This is a genomic window from Psychrobacter namhaensis, assembly GCF_016107545.1.
GTDB lineage: Bacteria > Pseudomonadota > Gammaproteobacteria > Pseudomonadales > Moraxellaceae > Psychrobacter > Psychrobacter namhaensis.
The window spans coordinates 15254-36830 of record NZ_JABASS010000003.1 but is presented as its reverse complement, the minus strand read 5'-3'; the positions used below and the strand labels follow the sequence as shown (position 1 = coordinate 36830).

At 45.5% G+C, this 21577-nt stretch carries 16 protein-coding genes; 9 read left to right on the top strand and 7 right to left on the bottom strand.

Annotation, left to right across the window (positions count from 1 at the left end; all coding sequences use genetic code 11):
- The first annotated feature begins 71 nt into the window (after positions 1–71).
- Positions 72–1481, top strand: coding sequence for a serine hydrolase domain-containing protein (locus JFC06_RS03950; RefSeq protein WP_193006138.1), 1410 nt, complete (start codon positions 72–74; stop codon positions 1479–1481).
- Between the two features lie 57 nt (positions 1482–1538).
- Here the strand turns inward: JFC06_RS03950 and JFC06_RS03945 are convergent, their stop codons facing one another.
- From JFC06_RS03945 to JFC06_RS03935, 3 genes are all read right to left on the bottom strand, one after another.
- A complete protein-coding gene (locus JFC06_RS03945) occupies positions 1539–2786 on the bottom strand; it encodes a cation:proton antiporter (RefSeq protein WP_193006137.1) in 1248 nt (415 codons plus the stop codon).
- Positions 2787–3045: 259 nt separating this feature from the next.
- On the bottom strand, positions 3046–4956 hold the full coding sequence (gene ilvD, locus JFC06_RS03940) for a dihydroxy-acid dehydratase (protein ID WP_193006136.1): 1911 nt from the start codon (positions 4954–4956) through the stop codon (positions 3046–3048).
- Between the two features lie 195 nt (positions 4957–5151).
- Entirely contained in the window at positions 5152–5958 is an 807-nt protein-coding gene (locus JFC06_RS03935) for a hypothetical protein (RefSeq protein ID WP_198334056.1), read from the bottom strand.
- A gap of 215 nt (positions 5959–6173) precedes the next feature.
- On the opposite strand from JFC06_RS03935, the gene JFC06_RS03930 reads away from it, so the two are divergent.
- The 3 genes from JFC06_RS03930 to dusB all read left to right on the top strand — a co-directional run bounded on the left by JFC06_RS03930 (position 6174) and on the right by dusB (position 10131).
- Positions 6174–6614 carry an HIT family protein gene (locus tag JFC06_RS03930; RefSeq protein ID WP_193006134.1) on the top strand — a complete coding sequence of 147 codons (441 nt, stop codon included), beginning with the start codon at positions 6174–6176 and terminating at the stop codon, positions 6612–6614.
- A gap of 303 nt (positions 6615–6917) precedes the next feature.
- A complete protein-coding gene (locus JFC06_RS03925) occupies positions 6918–8963 on the top strand; it encodes a BCCT family transporter (RefSeq protein ID WP_198334055.1) in 2046 nt (681 codons plus the stop codon).
- 133 nt (positions 8964–9096) lie between these two features.
- Positions 9097–10131 carry a tRNA dihydrouridine synthase DusB gene (gene dusB / locus JFC06_RS03920; RefSeq protein WP_198334054.1) on the top strand — a complete coding sequence of 345 codons (1035 nt, stop codon included), beginning with the start codon at positions 9097–9099 and terminating at the stop codon, positions 10129–10131.
- A 32-nt stretch (positions 10132–10163) separates the two neighbouring features.
- On the opposite strand, the gene JFC06_RS03915 is transcribed toward dusB, so the two are convergent.
- Complete coding sequence (locus JFC06_RS03915) at positions 10164–10550, bottom strand: DUF1622 domain-containing protein (protein ID WP_198334053.1); 387 nt, start codon at positions 10548–10550, stop codon at positions 10164–10166.
- A 217-nt stretch (positions 10551–10767) separates the two neighbouring features.
- On the opposite strand from JFC06_RS03915, the gene JFC06_RS03910 reads away from it, so the two are divergent.
- On the top strand, positions 10768–11655 hold the full coding sequence (locus JFC06_RS03910) for an SDR family NAD(P)-dependent oxidoreductase (RefSeq protein WP_198334052.1): 888 nt from the start codon (positions 10768–10770) through the stop codon (positions 11653–11655).
- Positions 11656–11790: 135 nt separating this feature from the next.
- Here JFC06_RS03910 and JFC06_RS03905 read toward each other — a convergent pair whose 3' ends face one another.
- The 3 genes from JFC06_RS03905 to lipB all read right to left on the bottom strand — a co-directional run bounded on the left by JFC06_RS03905 (position 11791) and on the right by lipB (position 13960).
- A complete protein-coding gene (locus JFC06_RS03905; protein ID WP_193006086.1) occupies positions 11791–12255 on the bottom strand; it encodes a hypothetical protein in 465 nt (154 codons plus the stop codon).
- Between the two features lie 161 nt (positions 12256–12416).
- On the bottom strand, positions 12417–12947 hold the full coding sequence (locus JFC06_RS03900; RefSeq protein WP_193006087.1) for an inorganic diphosphatase: 531 nt from the start codon (positions 12945–12947) through the stop codon (positions 12417–12419).
- A 179-nt stretch (positions 12948–13126) separates the two neighbouring features.
- Positions 13127–13960 carry a lipoyl(octanoyl) transferase LipB gene (gene lipB / locus JFC06_RS03895; protein WP_198334051.1) on the bottom strand — a complete coding sequence of 278 codons (834 nt, stop codon included), beginning with the start codon at positions 13958–13960 and terminating at the stop codon, positions 13127–13129.
- Between the two features lie 481 nt (positions 13961–14441).
- Here lipB and JFC06_RS03890 point away from each other — a divergent pair, with 481 nt between their 5' ends.
- The 4 genes from JFC06_RS03890 (at position 14442) to msrAB (ending at position 21485) form a co-directional block, all read left to right on the top strand.
- Positions 14442–15821: a coniferyl aldehyde dehydrogenase gene (locus JFC06_RS03890; protein ID WP_227670193.1), complete on the top strand. Its 1380-nt coding sequence runs from the start codon at positions 14442–14444 to the stop codon at positions 15819–15821.
- 398 nt (positions 15822–16219) lie between these two features.
- Positions 16220–18151, top strand: coding sequence for a glycine betaine ABC transporter substrate-binding protein (locus JFC06_RS03885; RefSeq protein ID WP_198334049.1), 1932 nt, complete (start codon positions 16220–16222; stop codon positions 18149–18151).
- 103 nt (positions 18152–18254) lie between these two features.
- The gene (locus JFC06_RS03880; protein WP_193004850.1) at positions 18255–19187 is read left to right on the top strand and encodes an ATP-binding cassette domain-containing protein; all 933 of its coding nucleotides are present in this window, start codon (positions 18255–18257) and stop codon (positions 19185–19187) included.
- 501 nt (positions 19188–19688) lie between these two features.
- Complete coding sequence (gene msrAB / locus JFC06_RS03875; protein ID WP_198334048.1) at positions 19689–21485, top strand: bifunctional peptide-methionine (S)-S-oxide reductase MsrA/peptide-methionine (R)-S-oxide reductase MsrB; 1797 nt, start codon at positions 19689–19691, stop codon at positions 21483–21485.
- The last annotated feature ends 92 nt before the right edge of the window (positions 21486–21577 follow it).

Genomic DNA, 21577 nt, shown 5'->3' with positions numbered 1-21577 from the left:
CTAAGGGGCGGTACGTATGACACTTATTTATTTGATAAATGGGTTGTTTGATAAAAATGATGCAGCCTGCCATGACTGATAACAATAAAGAAAACCATCAGGAAACTAATAAACAGATGACTATCAACTTACAACACCGTTTACAGCAATTATTCACAGAATTACAGCTTGATGATGCGCCGGCAGGTGGCGCGGTGGTTGTCTATCAGGCAAATAAGTGTATTGCTCAGGTGAGTGTGGGCATGGCGCGCCCAGACATGGAATGGCAACCTGACACCTTGGCGATTAATTTTTCCACCGGCAAAGGCGTGTTAGCCACACTGGTTCATGTGTTGGTATCAAAGAAAATGCTCGACTATGATGCTACTATCGCTAGCTATTGGCCAGCCTTTGCGGCGCGTGGCAAAGAGAAAGTCACCTTGCGTCGCGTTATGTCGCATCAGGCCAATTTATTTTCAATTCAGAGTATCGATGTGGACAGTGACGCGTTACTTGATTGGCGTTTGATGCTCAGTAAAGTTGCTGCGATGCCGATAGCAGCTCCTGACAACGCGACATTATATGACAGTGCTTATAGTGCGTTGGTCTATGGTTGGGTGTTAGGCGGCGTGATAGAAGCGGTCACTGAGTTGTCGTTAGCTGAGGCATTGAAGCACTATCTGACTGAGCCTTTGGGCATTGCAGACAGTTGTTATTTTGGCGTACCCAATAAAAAAGTGGCGCAAGTAGCCACACTGGTCAAAGACTTTGGGGTGTCAGATGAGGACGGATCGCAGCTGCGTAACAAGCGCCATAAACCTACCTTGAAAGTCGATTCGCAACGTACCTTACATACTTATGCAAATTTACCCAATGCGGCTTGTTGGCAGCAGCGTAGTGTCGATGCTAAAAAAGTAGAACCGTCTAATAATACGCAAGATACCCCGCCTGTATTAGACACGGCTAGTATTAATCGTTTGTATTTCAATACCAGTCAGCTTAACCTAAAAAATTATAAGGCGGCGCTCATACCTGCTGGTAAACAGCCTATTGATTATCACAGTCGTGAGACACTGCAGGCCATTATTCCCGCGGCCAATGGTGTCGCTTCCGCTCAGGCGTTGGCCGTCATCTATGCGATGTTAGCCAATGGCGGTACGTGGCAGGGGCGAGTGCTTATTGATAAAGCAACTTTTGAGCAGCTATCCACACCGCAAGTTACAGGTTTAGATGCAGTCATGCCAGCCCCCATGCAGTGGCGCTTGGGCTATCATCGGTTATTTAGTCTGTGTCAAAAAACCGATAACGAGGTAGGAGATACGCGCAAGCAAGGGTTTGGACATATGGGTTATAACGGCTCGGTGGCTTGGTGTGACCCTGCGCGGCAACTGTCATTTGCCTTTATCCATAACTTTGATGCCACCATGCTAAATGATGTCCGTCAGTTTGCCCTAACAGAAGCCGTACTTGATTTGGTAGATGAGGCGCTGGCAAAAAGCTAAAAAAATGGTTTGATACATCATTCAAGCAAGCGAATGTACAGCAAGCCTATTATTGGGTTAATCATTTTTGTTTGGCGTCATTTTAAGCAGCCTTGGGGCGCTAAGACCATGAATAAAAATTGAGGCCAAAATGACAATGGAGCAGACCACCCATAATTTGAGCGCGTCTTCCTCACCAAAAAAACCTTGATTGAGTGCGTAAGACAAATAGTATAGGGTACCAATCCCGCGAATACCTAGGGCTGAGATCGCATATTTTTCGGTATGCGGGAGTCTCAACCCTGTTAGCGCAATAAAACCGCCAAGAGGGCGTATCAATAACAAAAACGTAAAGCTGACGATATAGACTCGCCAGGTTAGCTCAACCCCAGATTGTAAGCCTTGTCCAAGGAACATGCCGAACGTGACCAGAACCAATGACATCAATAAGCCTTCTGATTGTTCAGCGAAATCATGCAGTTTTTGATGGTAAGAATGTTGACGTTCTGAGCGGCGAAAGACAAACGCTGCTACAAATACCGCGATAAAGCCATAACTATGGACAAATTCCGCTAGGCCGTAAGCCACCAATGTCAGGGCAATGACTACATAACCTTGGGAGATGGTTGTCTCTTTGCTGTATTTTGAAAATACCAGCTTGGCCATGATTTTTCCGACAAAAATCCCCACCAGTAAGCCTGCACCAATTTTCCATACTACATCATGGGTAAACCACGACCAAAGCAACTCGCTAGTAAAGTGATCGCCTTCACTAAAGGCTTCTGCTGTCTTTATCGCCAAGTAAACAAATGGAAAAGCCAACCCATCGTTCAATCCTGCTTCTGAGGTTAAAATAAAGCGCGGTGTGTCCTCGCCGCCTGTATTGGGAGGCCCGACTTGAATGCTGGATGCCAATACGGGATCAGTGGGTGCTAGGACAGCACCTAACAAGATGGCGGCGCCTAGACTTAGGCCAAACGCGTAATAACCCAATATTGCCATCGCAAAAATACCAATCGGCATGGTAATCAGCAAAAGGCGAGCGGTAGGCCGCCATAACTGCCAAGATAGTTCGGTATCAATCTTGATACCTGCACCCACTAATGAGACCAACACCACAATTTCAGTCAGTTTTTCAATCACCACACCGTTTTCAATGGGATTTAAAAAATCGAGTGTTATCCAAAAGTAGCCCACTATCGCCCCCAACGTGACTTGGAGCATGGGCAAGGAGACAGGGGTGCGCTTAAAGAGGATAGGAAATAGCGCCCCGAGCAAAAAAGCGATACCGCAGATCAATAAGAATAAATTGTAGTTTTCAATCATAGTTTTTATGCACGCTGCTATTTTGGTAAAAGACTATTCTGTGAGACGGAATATGAATGGATTCAATAACTATCTGTATGAAGGATAAAAAGAGCAGCTATCAACAAACCCTATCATGACGCCAGAAAAATTTTATTACCGCAAAAAATCGTTATCAAAACGACAGCTGTGTTGTTTTTTGGTGAAAAAAAGCCTGCATAGTGCAGGCTTAATAGGATGTTATAGAAGTATTTTATGAAATTATGATTGAAGCTAAGGCTTAACGTTCAACCTGACTGACGTCACGTACCGCGCCAGTATCGGCACTGGTGGTCATAGCCGCGTAGGCACGTAGGGCAGGCGTGACATGACGCTCACGACTGACAGGCTTCCATGCATCACGACCGCGCGCGTCCATTGCTTCTCGGCGAGCGGCCAGATCGGCATCGCTCACCAGCATATTGATGGTACGATTTGGGATGTCGATGTGAATGGTATCTCCTTCTTCAACCAAGCCAATCGCACCGCCTTCAGCCGCTTCAGGGCTGGCGTGACCAATGGATAACCCTGACGTACCGCCAGAGAAGCGCCCATCTGTGAGTAGGGCGCACTCTTTCCCCAAACCTTTTGATTTAAGGTAAGTCGTGGGATAAAGCATCTCTTGCATGCCAGGACCACCTTTCGGCCCTTCAAAGCGAATGATGACCACATCACCGGCCACGATCTTGTCGTCTAACACAGCAGCGACTGCGTCATCTTGTGATTCAAAGATGCGCGCACGACCAGTGAAGGTTAAGATACTTTCATCGACGCCTGCGGTTTTGACCACGCAGCCGCGCTCGGCGATATTCCCGTAAAGCACTGCCAAACCGCCATCTTCTGAATAGGCATGTTTAGCACTACGGATACAACCTGACTCACGATTGACATCGAGATTAGACCACTCTTTTGACTGCGAGAATGCTTGAGTCGTACGAACACCACCAGGCGCTGCAATATACAACGCTCGTGCTTCGGTATTGTCCGGATTCATGATATCCCATTTGTCGATGGCTTCTTTCATCGTGGCACTATGAATGGTTGGCAAGTCGGTAGTGAGTAGATCTGCCCGATCAAGCTCAGCGAGTAAAGCCATCACACCGCCTGCACGATGCACATCTTCCATATGGTACTTCTGCGAGGCGGGAGCAACTTTAGACAAGCAAGGCACACCGCGACTCAAACGGTCGATATCAGCCATTTTAAAATCAACTTCTGCTTCATTGGCCGCCGCCAGCAAATGCAAGATAGTATTGGTTGAGCCCCCCATGGCGATGTCTAAGCTCATGGCGTTTTCAAAAGCCGCTTTGGTAGCAATAGAACGTGGCAGCACAGAGTCGTCATTTTGTTCATAGCGACGTTTGGCCAATGAAACGATGGTGCGGCCTGCTTCTAAAAATAGCTCACGGCGCATGGCATGAGTCGCCAATAGTGAGCCGTTGCCTGGCAATGATAACCCCAGTGCTTCGGTCAAACAGTTCATTGAGTTGGCGGTAAACATACCCGAGCATGAGCCACAGGTTGGGCAGGCTGAGCTTTCAATAGCCAACACATCTTCATCACTGATGCTGTCATCAGCGGCATCCATCATCGCATCCACAAGATCAAGCTTACGAATGGCATTGCCTTTACTGTCAGTGGTGTGGACGTCGCTGCCGCCATCGTTGTTATGACTGTGGCCCACGGTACTGGCAATCACTTTACCTGCTTCCATCGGACCGCCCGAGACAAACACCACCGGAATATTTAGGCGCATTGCCGCCATTAGCATACCGGGGGTGATCTTGTCACAGTTGGAGATACACACTAGGGCATCGGCGCAGTGAGCATTGACCATATACTCCACTGAGTCCGCAATTAAGTCGCGGCTTGGTAGTGAATACAACATGCCGCTGTGGCCCATGGCAATACCATCATCGACTGCGATAGTATTAAACTCTTTTGCCACACCGCCAACCTTTTCAATCTCACGTGCGACCATCTGTCCAAGATCTTTGAGATGCACGTGACCCGGTACAAACTGGGTAAATGAGTTGGCAATAGCAATAATTGGTTTGCCAAAGTCGCCATCAGTCATGCCCGTTGCACGCCATAGAGCGCGGGCACCTGCCATATTACGACCGCCGGTAGAGGTTTTTGAGCGATAATCCATGTGATATTCCTTACAAATAGGCGAGGGTGGTGAAAATGTTCGTCCTCAGCTGTGGTACTGATAGTGTGCTTTTTATATAGGGCGAGGACTAGTGAATAATACTAGGTCTTTACCATACCATTAGATATGAGTAACTAAAAATAATTGGTGGATCGTCACGGCTTTTAACACAGTAAAAGACATGTAGGTAAGGTGCTAATCAAGGCGCTCTAATATCGCCTTATCAAACCATGGCAAGTCGACTTTGTCCGCTTCTAGCTTTGTTATGACGGCCAACGCATGGGTGGCCAACAGCAATTGATACTCGCCATTAGCGTCTATCGTCAATAACGACTCAGGTGATGGTGTTTGAGCGCTGCTATCTTGTTCGTCAATACTGATTAGTGTTTGTTTGTCGTTTTTATAGAGGACATCGATACGGCCAAAAAACTGCCAGTCTTTAAAAGCAGCGGCGATCGCATCAGCGGCCTCCTTAACATAAACCTGCTGTGTCTCTTTGCCTGTGTTCGTCCAATGTAGCCGTACCGCTAACTGCAATGCTTCACTAAACACCACTAACGAACCAATCACTTTTACATGCCATGGGCTACTTATCAGCCCTTCCTCAATACCGATCAGCTGTGCCGCATCGTTTGGTGTCATGGGAGTGTTAAAGGAAGCCAGCAATGCAGGGGTCAGCGGATGGGTTTGTTTCACGGCATCACTCAAGCTGTCATAATGATATAAAAAAGGTAGAGGCAAATCCTGCGTTACGGTTTTTTTGATGATTTTACAGTTGTGTATCTGCCAACTGATGGTTTTGTCTGTCAACGCTTCAGCTAAAATGATAGCGTTTGGGTCAATGGTTTGAGTATGCTCTTCGCTGGTAGCGTTAGGGTGTTCTGAGCCAATACCATTACTAGGCGGAGAGGTATTGGACACTGACGTTGGTGCCGTATCATTAAGCGTTGAGTAAGTGTCGTTGTTATCTGACGCGCGGGTCGAAAAAGTAGGCAAATCCATAGACATAGCGTTATTAAAATAGACTATTAATATAACATTTAAAGCGCCTGACTCGCCAATAAATTAGTGAGCGATAGCGGTGAGCCTAGACTTGTTAATTTATCGTACCAATGCTTGCCCGGCTTGTACTTAAACCCCATTTCGTCCAGTATATTATAGAGGATAGTTTCAATATACATGTATTATTCATTTCATAACCATTCAAAGGAACAAAAATGAGCCAAAACGAGCAACAAACCACTTATGATGACAACAATATTTTTGCCAAAATGCTAAATGGTGATATTCCTTATCATAAAGTCTATGAAGACGATAAAACCCTTGCTTTTATGGATATCATGCCGCAAGCAGAAGGTCATGTGCTGGTAATACCTAAACAAAAAGCCGTTGATTTAGCAGACCTTGAGCCTGACTATGCAGCGGCTGTTTTGATGACTTCTAAAAAGGTCATGCAGGCGCAGCGTCAAGTGTTTGAGCGTGAAGGTGTCATTCAAATGCAGTTAAATGGCGCGCAAGCTGGGCAAACTGTTTTTCACTATCATGTGCACCTGATACCCTCAAGTATCCATGAGCTAGGTCGCCATGCGGTGACCCAAGTAGAAAGCGCTAAACTTGCAGACATGGCAAAGCAACTTGCTGCTGCTATTACTGCTTAGTCCCTTTAACGGGGGCTATAGGCGTCGTTTTTGATTTCTTCTTAACGCTTAATTTTTAATGTGAGAAAGGGCAGCCTATGGGCTGTCTTTTTTATTTTTTGGTAACAGTCATGTAATGTTAGTTAAAGTAGTGTTACAAATACAAGGCTTATCTAGGGTTTTGGGAAAGTTTGTGATAAATATTATGACTACTTACCTAAACTTGCCCACATTTTTGCCTTTTTAAACAAATTTAATAAACAATAATTTTGTTTAAAAAGGCACAGTTATTTTTATTATCACTTTTTGAGGGAATCATTTTTTATGACTAAATTACCTCGCTCTACTATTTTGCTGCCAGTGTTTGTCCCAGCGGCCATTATTATGCTGCTGTTGGTGATTGGTACGGCCATCAATCCAGATGCTGCAGGCGCATTATTTAGCGACGTGCTCAATTTTACCACTGAAACATTTGGGTGGTTTTACATGTTGGCAGTGGCGCTCTTTTTATTGTTTATTATTGTATTAGCATTTTCACCTTATGGTGGAATTAAGCTGGGTCCTGATCATGCTGAGGCGGAGTATAAGTTTCTTGAGTGGTTTGCCATGCTATTTTCGGCCGGTTACGGGATTGCTTTATTGTTCTTTGGCGTGGCAGAGCCGGTCATGCATTTTGCGAGTCCACCCATCTCGGCACCAGAGACTATTGCGGCAGCAAAAGAGGCGATGCAAATTGCTTATTTTCATTGGGGTTTTCATATTTGGGCGATTTATGCGGTGGTAGGGTTGTCGTTGGCCTATTTCTCTTTTCGCCATGGTCTTCCTCTCTCCATGCGCTCGACGCTCTATCCGCTTATCGGTGATAAAATCCATGGCCCTATCGGTCATGCCGTTGATGTGTTTGCCATTGTAGGGACAATGTTTGGTATCGCAACCAGCCTAGGTCTCTCAGTATCGCAAATTAATGCAGGTTTAAACTATCTACTGCCAGATATGATCCCAGTCAGTACGGGGATTCAAGTGATTGCCATTGCGGTGATTACCGCTGCAGCATTGATATCAGTATTAGCGGGTATGGACAAAGGCGTAAAACGGTTATCTATTTTAAACATGGTGTTAGCGACAGCACTGATGTTATTTGTGTTTATCGTTGGCCCCACAGTCTTCATCCTCAATGCCTTTATGGAAAATACGGGCAGTTATTTAGGTAATATCGTTGAGCGTACCTTTAGTTTACAAGCCTATGAGCACAATGACTGGATTGGTAACTGGACGTTGTTTATCTTTGCGTGGACCATTGCTTGGGCCCCATTTGTCGGTTTGTTTATCGCTAAGATCAGTCGTGGGCGTACCATCCGTGAGTTTGTACTTGGTGTGATGTTGGTGCCAACCTTCTTTACTTTCTTTTGGTTTGCGGTGTTTGGTGACACTGCACTGAACATGATTATGGTCGATGGCTATAACTCACTCATTGGTGAAGTTCAAAACAACCAAGCAATCGCATTGTTTAAGTTACTAGAGAATTTGCCTTTTACCCAGATCGTATCTTCATTAACGGTTTTATTGATCATCACTTTTTTTGTGACGTCATCGGATTCAGGGTCATTGGTCATTGATGCGTTAGCAGCCGGTGGTCGTAGTGACACGCCTTGGTGGCAGCGAACATTTTGGGTGGTCACTGAAGGTGCAGTGGCTTCAGCGTTATTGCTGGCTGGTGGCTTAGAAGCCTTACAAACAGCGGCTATCGTTAGTGCTTTACCGTTTGCCATTATTATGTTGATTGCGATGTTTGGTATGTGGCGTGCGTTACGTATCGAAGGCCATCGCAACCAAAGCTTGGGCAATAACAACAAACTGCCGCCGCACCTGCTCAAATCTTCAGCGTGGCGTGATCGGATTGACTATATAACCGATCAACCTACACGTGACAAGGTATTAAGCTATATTAAACAGGTAGTCATGCCCTCAATGATAGAGGTGTCAGAGAAATTCGCTGAGACTGGTTGGAAGCCTTCGGTGAACTATGATGAGCTTAATAACCGTGCGATATTAGAGCTACAACGCGGCGATGATGTGGATTTCTGGTACGAAGTGCGCTTGTCTGAGCACGATGCGCCTGACTATTATACCGAAGACAAGGCAAGCGATTTGCCCCAAGAGCATCACCATCGTGCAGAGGTTTATCTGCGCCGTGGTGGACAAACTTATGATTTATACGGTTATCAGCCAGAGTCGGTCATTAATGACATTATTGATCAGTTCGAAAAATATCTACACTTTTTAAACGTCTCACCTGACAGTTTACCGTGGCGTATGCAAGAACATGATGAAGACATCACGTTGGAGCAGGGTAGTGTGTTTGATAAATGATGCATTCCATGATTAAAAATTAGTGCTTGTCGATGCAAGTTATTCGCGCGAATAGCTTGCAATATGTGTACGAACCCTTAGAATAACGGCTTGTTTTCATTGACTTACTTTCATTAACTGCAAGCCGTTTTCTATGCCTACCGATTCTTCAGTCTTATCTTCTTCTTCTTTGTCAGTATCTGAACATCCATTACTGCAGCCGTTAAATATCGGCGGTCTGACGATAGAAAATCGTCTTATGGTTGCGCCTATGGCAGGTGTGACAGACAATCCCTTTCGTCGATTGTGTAAGTCGTTTGGCGCAGGCCACGCGGTCAGCGAAATGATTATTGCCGATACGGCACTATATGCCCGCAAAAAGTCTCTCTATCGTGCCAATTTTGATAATGAGATCGCGCCTATTTCTGCGCAGATCGCAGGAGCGGAGCCAGACAAGCTGGCCGAAGCTGCCCGTTATCAGATTGATAATGGCGCGCAGATTATCGATATCAATATGGGCTGTCCTGCCAAAAAAGTCTGTCGTAAGCTGGCAGGATCTGCATTACTACAAGATGAAGATTTGGTCGCACGCTTGCTAGATGCCGCTGTCAATGCCGTGGATGTGCCCGTGACGTTAAAGACGCGGTTGGGGTTCGAGAATGGCCGAGAAAACATTTTGCGTGTGGCGCGCCGCGCTGAACAAGCAGGCATTGCTGCGATTGCCATTCATGGGCGCACACGTGAGGATATGTATACTGGCGAGGCGCGCTACGAGTTGATACGCGAGGTCAAAGAAAGCATCAGTATCCCAGTGATCGCCAATGGTGACATTGATAGTGCACAAAAAGCGCAGCGCGTCTACGAGTTGACAGGATGTGATGCGGTGATGATTGGACGTGCGGCGCAAGGACAGCCATGGATATTTCGTGATATCGAGCACTTCTTACGGACTGGTGAGAGCCATGCTGCTCCTAGTGTGGGTGAGATAAAAGACATTGTGCTGGCGCATCTGCAAGAGCTGTATGATTTTTATGGAGAGTACTCTGGCTGCCGGATCGCTCGTAAGCACATCGCTTGGTACACGACAGGCATTCCGAACTCTAATGCTTTTCGCCAAGCGATGTATGGTGAAGAGAGCACCGCTGGACAGTTTCGGGTGGTTGAGGACTTCTTACACGCGCATGAATAAAAATTACTCAGTGCTCACTCATTCAGAACACGCTAATTTTTTTCGACTGAATTGGGACCGGGTTTTTTAGTAGCAGATTGCTTGCTTTGCCACGGGAAGCGGCCTTCTAGTTCGACTTGTAGAGACAAGCTTAAAAAAGTGCGAATGAGAACGATAAAACCCAAGACAAGGATGCTGCGTAGTGTTGGTTCTGTCACGACAGTGGCCATGATGTCAGCAGCAATCAATACCTCTAACCCTAGTAAGATAGACTTGCCAACCGTTTGTCTTATCTCGACGTAGGTGTCATGACTGAAACCTGACGATGAACGTATGCCTCGATAAAAAGCAAAAAACAGTCCAACAAACATAATAAGCACGCCAATGACTTCGACTATTTTAGCAATTAAGTCAATATAGTGGGCCAGAGTTGGTATCAAAACGTATTCTCCTCATCAATACATCAATACATCAATAATAGGCAAAAAGCGTCATTCCACTAGAAACGCTATTGTAAAGCTATGAGCGTCTAAACATGAGCGTCTAAAATCGTCAAATTAACTGGCTGAGACCACTGTTTTATCCCCTTCATCGCATGCTTTTTTGCTATGCTATAACCGAACCTTCATAGGCATAGAACAAAAAAAAGGACTTTTTATGGCGAATCCCTCGAAAAAGACAATAACGAAAACAGTGCAAGATAAACATATTATCATCACAGGCGCCTCAAGTGGTATCGGTGAGCGTACCGCCTTTTTGCTCAGTGAATGCGGTGCTCATGTTATTTTATTGGCACGTACCGAAGACAAATTAAAAACCGTCAAAGAAAACATTGAAGCGCTTGGTGGTCGGGCCAGTTACTACCCATGTGATCTCACTGATATGGATGATATTGAAGAAACCAGTCAAAAAATTCTTGAGGATTTTGGGCACATCGATGTATTGGTCAATAACGCTGGGCGCTCAATTCGCCGCTCAGTGCATGAGTCGGTCAATCGGTTTCACGATTTTGAGCGCACCATGGAGGTTAACTACTTTGGTGCGGTCAAAATTATTCTTGGTTTTCTCCCAACGATGATTGGACGCCAAACCGGTCAAATCGTCAATATCTCCTCCATTGGCGTATTGGCAAACAGTCCACGTTTTGCGGCCTATGTCGCATCAAAATCCGCGCTAGACGCTTTTAGTCGTTGTTTGGCGGCTGAGGTCAAAGGGGATAATATTAAAGTGACCAATATCTTTATGCCATTGGTACGTACGCCGATGATTGCACCAACCAAGCTGTATCGTTACATGCCAGCCTTGATGCCTGATGAAGCGGCAATGATGGTCGCAAAAGCCATCGTCCATAAACCAAACAGTATCGCCAGTAATATGGGTAAATTTGCGTCGGCAACTTACTCATTGGTGCCAGCGTTTAACGTGGGTATACAGTCCATTGGCTATCGTATTTTTCCAAGTTCGACAGCAGCCCAAACGACGGATAGTAAACCAAACTTTGCGCAGCGCGCCTTTGCCAGAATTCTACCAGGTGAGCACCACTAGCATACAGTGAGCCAATATTTTTGCTGAGAGGGTAATAAAAAACAGATATGTCGGTATTTTTTTGTTATTACCTCTCTCACTACTTTATAAACTAGAGATGCTTTTTAAGCGCTATCCAACCTCTCGTTGAATCACTTAGCCAAATACCTGCCACAATATCCAGAACAGCCCTGCCATCACCACGGCAATAACGAGCAGTCGTTTTAACCAATAAGGTAGAAAGGGTTTTTTATAACCCAAATGATTGAGCTGGCTATCAACACCATCCTGTAAGCCTTTGAAACCTTGGCTCCCTTCAGTCGTCTTGACACGGTTTTTTATGAGTGGGCCGGAGGCGTCAGATTCTTGCTCTCTATCAAAACTGATAGCTTGATTAGGAATACCTTGTTTACTGGCGATAGTATTGAGTTTTTGTTGTTGTTTTACCTTTAATACCGTCTCATAAGCATCGATCCTATTCTTGGCTTCATCCATACTGATGTTTTGGTCTGTGGCCAATGTTTTGATGGCCATCACTAAGTTGTTTTTTTCGATCATCATGATGACCTCTTTTGGCAACTTGGTGTTGACCGCCTTTGTGCTAGGGTCGGGATTAAACATGTCTGTCCTTAATACGGCGTATTTTAAGAATGGGTAGTATGGCTCATTATAACCATTTTAAACCCGTCGTATTCAAGCAAAAAAATACCGCAATCACGATAGTGACTGCGGTATTTGAGGGGTACTTACCTTTATGAGCACAAGTACCAACCTTCGGTGGATTATAAATCTTTCCAACGTTGGATAGATTCTTTGATCACTTCTTTGGCCTCACTCACGTCACCCCAAGACTCAACCACAGTTGTGCCCGCTTTTTTCAGGTCTTTGTAGTGGCTGAAATGGAACTCTAACTGGTTGATAAGCTGTTTTGGTAGATCATCTAGGCTGTTGTAAGCATTGCCTGTATCGCGGTCGTCAGCAGGTACCACAACGATTTTGTCATCGACTTCGCCATCATCGACGAATTTCATCACACCAATGACCTTGGCTTTTAGGAAGATACCAGTGGGTAGAGGCTGTTCAGTTAAAATCAACGCGTCAAGCTCATCACCATCTTCGTCAAGCGTTTGCGGGATAAAACCGTAGTTACAAGGCTTAGCAAAAATCTGTGGATCAATACGATCAAGCTCAAATACGGCCAGTTCGCGATTCCATTCGATTTTATGGCTGCTGCCAGTTGGGATTTCGACTACCACGTTGATAACGCCGCCGTCTACGTCGCCTGCATCTAAAATTTTGTTAAAATCTGCCATAAAATACTCCAATTTTCTTTTGTTTTAGGTGTTTGAATAAGGGGTTAAGCTTGGGATGCTGCAAGGCTGTTGCTGCGTCCGATTTATGCTGAATGCGATTATAACAAGTTTGGGTTGAATTTTCTCATAATGCTTAAGTCTAAGCGTGCAAGATATTATGCAAAAAAAGACTCAAGACATTATTTTGGCGTTATCGCTCGCAACTCAATCAGTCCAGCATGACGTTTGGCGATATTATCGATGAGCTTTTGGGTGATTGTCTCATAGCTTAATGACTCGCTTATTGGCTGCACTGTTTGTGCCGCGGGCTCTTTTTGCATGGTCACAAAGTCTGATAGCCGTAACATTTGCATACCAGCATAACCGCAAGGGTTGATGGCATTAAATGCTGATAAGTCACAATTTAAATTAATCGCGATGCCATGATAGCTAAAGCCATGCTTGATCTTAAAACCTAGGGAAGCCATTTTGCCAAGCATAATCGTACTATCAAAGGATAGGTTGTTAGTGTCCGTATTGGCGTCATTATCTGCTGCAGAAGCATCAGCGTATAAGTAAACACCTGGTGCATCACGGCGTGCATGTGCGCTGATATTGTCCGTGTTGGGTAAAGACGAGCTACGCAAGCAGTCATTAATGACATCTTCAATGGCTTGCTCAGCGTGGGAGACCAAATTGCGGACACTCCACTTAAGACTGTCTAAATCAAACAACCAGTAAACCACCAATTGTCCGTGACCGTGCCATGTCACCTGACCACCGCGATCGGTCTTGATAATAGGCGTATTGGTACGTTGTAATATGTGCTCTTCTTTGCCGGCTTGCCCAAGGGTATAGACATTATTATGATCGACGATCCATAGTTCATCAGGGGTGCGCAGACCTTGTTGTTTTTTTAAATCAATACGCGCTAGGGTGCGCGAGAGCATCGCATCGAGAGTAGGAACATAATCGGCGGCTGACAGGGATTTGCTGATTAGCGTGTCATTAAGCGGTTGCGTGGCATTTTGCATGAGAGTTGTGTCTTATTCTTGTTGGGTTTAAGGGTCTTCATTACTGGTAAGCAGTGTAGCAGTTTTAAAGACAGTCACACAAAACTATCTCTTGCCCTTGTACAAATCTCTCAATACGAATAACGAAAAAAGTTAGAAATAGCACAAACTGGGCTGCATATCATCACCTTGAATAGACCCTTCACCCATACAAACGCGGCAGTCAACTTAATGTGCTGTTCATTGAACAGGCGATGCGCTACATTAAAGTATAATGAACGGAATCTGATGAATTTTGTGGTCAGGACAGGCTATTAAAGTAAGTGTTGGACTAAAAATTTAGCGTCTTTTATCCAGCGTCGCCTGTTCACACCAACGCATACAACAAGGAAGAAAAATGACAGATAATACCCAAGCCATCAATGAGCAAGCCTCAAGCGCTACTGATCTTGCGTCGCAACGTCTGCCTGACGCGCTTAGTACAGTAACAACAATCGATGAGATGAAAGCGCAGTTTTCCCGCCTACAAACATTGAGTCGTACGCAGCCAATAAATGACTGGGGCACTCGTGAGACCCAGCTGGACAACCTAGAGATCATGCTTAGCGATAACCAAGCCAGTTTTGCAAAAGCGATTAGCGAGGACTTCGGTTACCGTAGCGAATCAGAGACCCAATTTGCCGAGCTGTTTCCTAGCTTCACTGGAATCAGCCATGCCAAAAAACACGGCAAAAAGTGGATGAAAGCACAGCGTGTTTCTATTTCACCATTGTATATGCCAGCTCATAATGAAGTTCAGCCACAGCCGCTCGGTGTGGTCGGTATCATGGTGCCTTGGAACTACCCGCTGTTTTTGGCAATCGGCCCGATGATCGATGCGCTTACGGCGGGTAATCGAATCATGATCAAAATGAGTGAGGCCGCACCGCAATTTGCCCAGACGTTTGCCGATACGATTGCTCGTTATTTCTCACCAGATATGATCTGTGTGGTGCTGGGTGAGGTTGAGATTGCTGCGGCCTTTAGCGAGTTACCCTTTGACCATCTGCTTTACACAGGCTCCACTGCCGTGGGCAAAAAAGTCATGGCCGCCGCTGCTCCTAATTTAACGCCTGTGACACTTGAGCTTGGTGGTAAGTCACCAGTAATTGTACTAGATGATGCCAACTTAGAGTCAGTGGTCAATCGGGTGATGATGGGCAAAACATTAAACGCGGGTCAAACCTGTATCGCACCGGACTATGTATTGATTCAGCGGCATTATCATGAGCAATTTATCCAGCTGGCAAAAGAGTGGATGGCAAAGCACTATCCTAATATCGAAAATAACCCAGATTATTCACGCATTATCAACGCTGAGCAATTCAAGCGCGTCAAAGGCTATCTAGACGCGCTGTCAACGGATCAAATACATGCGTTGACCACGGCAGAGTCTCATATTGAAACGCGTCTGATGCCACCAGTCATAGTGAGTGAGCCTGCGCCTGATAGTGAGGTGATGCAAGAGGAGATTTTTGCCCCAATTTTACCACTCGTGCATTATGAGGTGCTTGATGACGCGATCCACTTCGTCAACTCACGTCCACGGCCATTGGCGCTATACGTTTTTGGCGATAACCACAGTGGGTTAGAAAAAATACGTCACAATACGGTCTCTGGTGGCCTGTGTATTAATGAGGTGATTATGCATGTTGCGCAGCATGATTTGCCGTTTGGTGGCGTCGGAGATTCTGGTACAGGTGCTTACCACGGCAAAGCTGGATTTGAGCGTCTAAGCCACATGAAACCTGTCTTTGTACAAGCCAAGCTAAATGGCATGAATCTGTTGTTGCCGCCTTATGGTGGGCTATTTAAAAAAGCCATGGCCCTGTTTTTGAAATAATCGTTTTAAAGTAAAACTTTTAAAATGCCCGTTTTAAAGTGGTTGGCCCAAATTAGTGGTCTGAACAGTGATAGCGCCTAGATAGCATCTACGCAAATGGGTGCTATTTTTTTTACTCAAGAAATCGATATTAACGGATGATAAGCGCTCACGGTGACTGTCTGTGCGTAGGGTAGTGTAAAAACCGTCCAGATAATTGATAAATAAGTGTTTGTGATCCCCCTTATAAATCGCTACACTTTATAAAAAGGCTAAACAACCGTAGAATGCTGTTTGAGTAATATACAAGGTTTACTCTGTAGGAATGTGAACTTACACAGAGTAGGAAGCGTATTACTAACAGTCTGTTTTTTGAACAACGTTTTTAATGTTGATACAGATAATAAATAGGACAGAGCATGCGCCAATGGATTGCGTTCAGTTTACTGTGTATGAGTGCGTTTTTACTGCCCATATCGGCATCCGCCGCTTGCGCGTCCCCCATCAAATTTGGGGCGCTAACGTGGGAGAGCGGTCAATTCATCTCTGGTGTGCTCAAGCATATCGCAGAGGACGGTTATGGCTGTACGATAGAGGAGGTGCCAGGAGCAGGGCCCGCGCTTGAGACAGCCTTGTCACAAAATGACATTCAGGTTATTGGTGAGCAGTGGGTTGGGCGCTCGCCAATCATGGAGCAGGCCATTGAAGACGACAAAGTAGCAGTCATTGGGGATACGCTCAAGGGCGGAGCGACTCAAGGTTGGTATGTCCCTAAATACGTCCTAGAAGAGAACCCTGGGCTACGCAGTTATCAAGATCTACCTAAATACGCGGATCTTTTTAAAGATCCAGAAGACCCTAGCAAGTCACGCTTTATGAACTGTCCCTCTGGTTGGACGTGCGAGATTTTTAATACTCGGTTGTTAAAAAACACAGGTCTGGACAGGGTATTTAATAACGTTCATCCTGGGACTGGTGCTGCGCTTGATGCCGAGATTGCCTCCGCTTTTGAGCAACACAAACCGCTATTGTTTTATTATTGGCAACCCACAGGATTGATGGCAAAGTATGATTTTGCCCCACTCAAGTTTCCCGATCATGATGACGCCTGTTGGCAAGATTTGTTACGGGCCGATGGCACCGCCAGCTGTGTCTCTGGGTTTCCTGTATCGCCTTTAGGTATTGCGGTATCTACGCCATTTATCGATAACAACCCTGAGTTGGTAGAGGCCTTCAAAAAAGTACAATTCACCTCTGATGAGCTCAATGGTGCTATCTTAGAGATGAGTGAAAATAAACGCAGCGGGGAGGAGCAAGCCTTAGTATTTTTGCGTGAACATCCAAACGTTTGGCAAGCGTGGCTGTCTGATGAAGCGGCGACCAACCTTGCTGATAAATTGGGTATTGGCTTAACTGGTGCCAACATCACTGCTGATACCGTGGCCTCTAGCGTTAATCAAACAGCGCTAACCTCTAAATTCCCGTCATGGTCACTTGAGACCCCGCTAAATAATACACTAGCAAGCACCGTGCAAAATTATGGTGAGGTGTTTCGTACTATCAGTACGTTCGCACTCACGTACTTATTGCTACCGATTGAGCGCCTATTAACGGTCATTCCTCCCTGGTTGATTATTGCGCTGGTCACGGTATTGGCGTGGTTTGGTGTACGCAAGATTTGGTTTGCGCTGGCATGCGGCGCAGGGCTGTTTTTAATTGGTGCATTTGGGCTTTGGGGTGCATTGATTGATACCTTAGCGCTGCTCATCGTCTCAGTATTGGTCACGGTGGTTATTGGTATACCGATTGGTATTGCTATGTCAGGTAGTAAGCTGCTTCGTCAGATTGTGACGCCTATATTGGATGTGATGCAGACCATGCCTAGCTTTGTGTATCTGATACCAGTGCTGATGCTATTTGGGATTGGTAAAGTGCCCGCATTGTTTGCCACCATTATATATGCTTTGCCGCCCCTCATTCGTCTGACAACCTTAGGTATCACGCAAGTGAATCACGAAATGGTGGAGGCAGGCCGCTCATTTGGCAGCACACATTTGCAGTTGCTCATCTGGATCAAACTGCCACAAGCGCTACCCAGTATCATGGCGGGTGTCAATCAAGCGGTGATGATGTCGCTCTCTATGGTGGTACTGGCCTCTATGATTGGCGCGCCCGGTCTGGGTGAAGATGTATTGCAGTCTATACAAACCCTCAATATTGGGCAGGGACTACAAGCAGGTACGGCTATTGTCATTGTAGCGATTATTATTGACCGTATTACTCAAGCGTTTGGGCAAGGCAAACGCGCACGGCAAAAAACCATCGATGCTGGTAGACATCCGATTGGATAGCAATTTGTCTAATCATTTGCTTCATCATGAAAGTCTGAACGACAGTCGAATGGACAATCGTGATAACGATGCCCATAACGTCAGGTAAATAGCGAGAACAACGATGAATCATATTCAGCTAGAGAACATCAGTAAAATCTATAATGCCAGTAGCTCGCAAGCACAGTCTGCGTTGACACTGTTGGCAGAAGGTATGGACAGCATCAAGGTCAAGGAACAAACGGGCTACTCAGTCGGTCTTTATGATATTAACCTCGCGGTTAAGGCAGGTGAGCTGCATTGTATTATGGGACTGTCAGGCTCTGGCAAATCGACATTGATACGTCACATTAATCGCTTGATTGATCCCACCAGTGGCAAGATATGGGTTGATACATCTATGAATGGGTCAAACTCTACCAATGACACACAGTCTATCATCAGTACGACCAGTGTGAACCAAGCGCCGATAGACACTACAAAGGTAGCAGATACTAAACTCCCATCCTCTGCTGTCAATGTATTAGAGTTTAACGACAAAGAGTTGCAACATTATCGCCAGCAGACGGTCAGTATGGTGTTTCAGCATTTTGGTCTCGTGCCACATATGACCGTCATACAAAACGTCGCTTACGGTTTGCGTGTGCGCAAAATGAGTGTAAAGGAGCGTCGTGAATTGGCCCGGCACTGGCTCAATGAGGTTGGTTTGTCAAACTTGGAGCGCAGCTATCCGGATGAGCTGTCAGGTGGGATGCAGCAGCGTGTCGGGTTGGCGCGTGCGCTGGCAACAGACAATCCAATTTTGCTGATGGATGAGGCGTTTTCTGCCCTTGATCCTCTCATTCGTGCTCAATTACAAGACCAACTGCTGGCACTGCAAGAGCGTCTGCAGAAAACCATTGTCTTTATTACCCACGACATTGACGAGGCAGTCAAAGTAGGCCAACGCATTAGTATCTTAAATGGGGGGCGTTTGGTGCAAACGGGCACGCCACAAGAATTACGTCACAATCCAGCTGATGATTATGTGGCACAATTTATGAGCGCTAAAAATTAATTCAGGCTATTTTGTGATGGGCGTACTGGCTCTAATATCTGAATAGGTTCATACTTACTGGTCATTGTTTGTGTCCAATATGGTGTCTTTTCTCCAATCTAGCTTCACATATGGGTGTGTCCCAGCATGAGCCAATGGCGTAGGGTTGCTCTATCTCGCTACTCTTACTGCGTTGTTAAAAAAGTGTAGCAACCCATTCATTACTATTAAAATAGACTCCATCTTAGATGTATACTGTTAAGGCAGCCTAATATAGACAAGGTGTTCTTTATAATAGCTTCAAGTTACAACAGCTTCAAAATATTGACAGACTTTTTAATGAACAAGCTAACTCATCATCAGGTTATAACCATTTATTTCCCCGCAGCTAAGATCTAGGTACTACCTCTGCTTTTCTTAACATATCCCTGTCTTTATTTTGTCTAACAGAGTAATAAGACCATAAGCGACTATGTCACCGCAGCTTATGATGATCGCGAGAATTCGTAAAAAGGACACACAATGCCACATAAAAAAATTCGTAAGAGTGATTACAAAAAAAGTGCCAGTGTACTCACAGCTAGCCCATCGCGTTGGTTCAAAAATGTCCGTGCCTTTGGTGTCACGACAGTACTGAGTGCGGGTATATTGGTTGCTTGTGGTCAAATGAGCAGCGCGGATAATGACGCGAGTAGTAGTACTAAAGTCGGTAAGCAAAACAGCGGGGTGACGAGCTCCCGTGACATGTTGCCGTCCGGTATGCTCCAGCAGATGCAAGCGTTGCCGCAATTGACGAAAGGCTTGGGTGACACAGGCGCAGCAGTGATAGACCCTAACAAGCCAACTTTGGTAAAGTTTTGGGCAAGCTGGTGTCCGCTGTGTTTGGGCACGCTGGAGGAAACAGAAGAATGGCGTACAGATCCTAAATTTGCTGATTTGAATGTTGTTACTGTGGTAAGCCCAGGTCATTTGAATGAAAAAGACGATAGCGAGTTTCGTCATTGGTATGCTGGCGTCCAAGCAGATTACCCACAGCTGCCTGTATTGTCGGACGCTTCGGGCGAATTGATTAATAAGCTTGGCGTGCAAGTTTATCCAAGCTGGGCAATACTTGATAAAAATGGCAATTTGGTACATTTAGTCAAAGGCAATATATCGACAGAGCAAGCCTATGCACTCGCAGAGAATGCCGATAACGGTTTTGCTGAGCTTAAAGCCGGCAGCGCCAAACCTACAAACGTGCAAGCATTAGATAACAACAATAAGATTGAGTCCATTGAGCAAAAAAATGGCGTTTACTACAATGATAAAGGTCGTGCGATTAACACGCGCTCAATCTATCTGGCGGGCGGTTGTTTTTGGGGCGTAGAAGCTTATATGGAGCGGGTCGATGGTGTCGTGGATGCCGTATCGGGCTATGCCAATGGCGATACCACCAATCCAAGCTATGAGCAGGTCATTCGCGGTTCGGGACACGCTGAAACCGTCAAGGTTACTTACGATGCAGATAAAATCGATCTTGATACAGTCTTAAAGTATTACTTTCGCGTGATTGATCCAACCAGCCTAAATAAGCAAGGCAACGATCGCGGCGTGCAGTACCGCTCTGGCGTCTATTACACCGATCAAGAAGACAAAGCTGTGATAGAGGCGGCCTTAAAGCGTGTACAAAGTCAATATGAACAAAAAATCGTGGTGGAAAACGAGCCGCTAGACAATTTTTACTTGGCTGAGATGTATCATCAAGATTATTTGGCAAAAAATCCAAATGGTTATTGCCACATTGACTTAAGTCTTGCGGATGATAAACCTGAAGGTACTGCGCGCGCTAAGCTTGCTCCTGTCTCCACAATCGCTGAAACATTAGATCCTAAACGTTATGCGGGTTTTGATAAAGGGGCGCTGAAGAATACACTGACCAAAGCTCAGTATAATATTACCCAAGATGCAGGTACTGAGCGTGCATTCAGTCACGAATATGATGATTTGTTTGCGCCTGGGATTTATGTCGATGTGGTGAGCGGAGAGCCACTCTTTTTATCAACCGATAAATACCAATCTGGTTGCGGTTGGCCAAGCTTTACTAAGCCGATTGACATGCAGGTGATTACGCAGCATGAAGATAAGGCCTTTAATATGGTGCGTACGGAGGTTCGCTCACGTGTCGCAGATTCGCATCTCGGTCATGTATTCCCTGATGGTCCCAAAGATCGTGGTGGCCTGCGTTACTGCATCAATGGCGGGGCTTTGCAGTTTATTCCAGTCGATGTAATGCCTCAGTCAGGCTATGCGCCATTAGTTAAATTGGTAAAATCGTAATGGTTCTAAAGTTTTCATATGATTGATTAAAAAGACGTTAAGAGGGCTCTTAGCGTCTTTTTTTATCATCAGTTTTTGGCGGTAATTTTTTA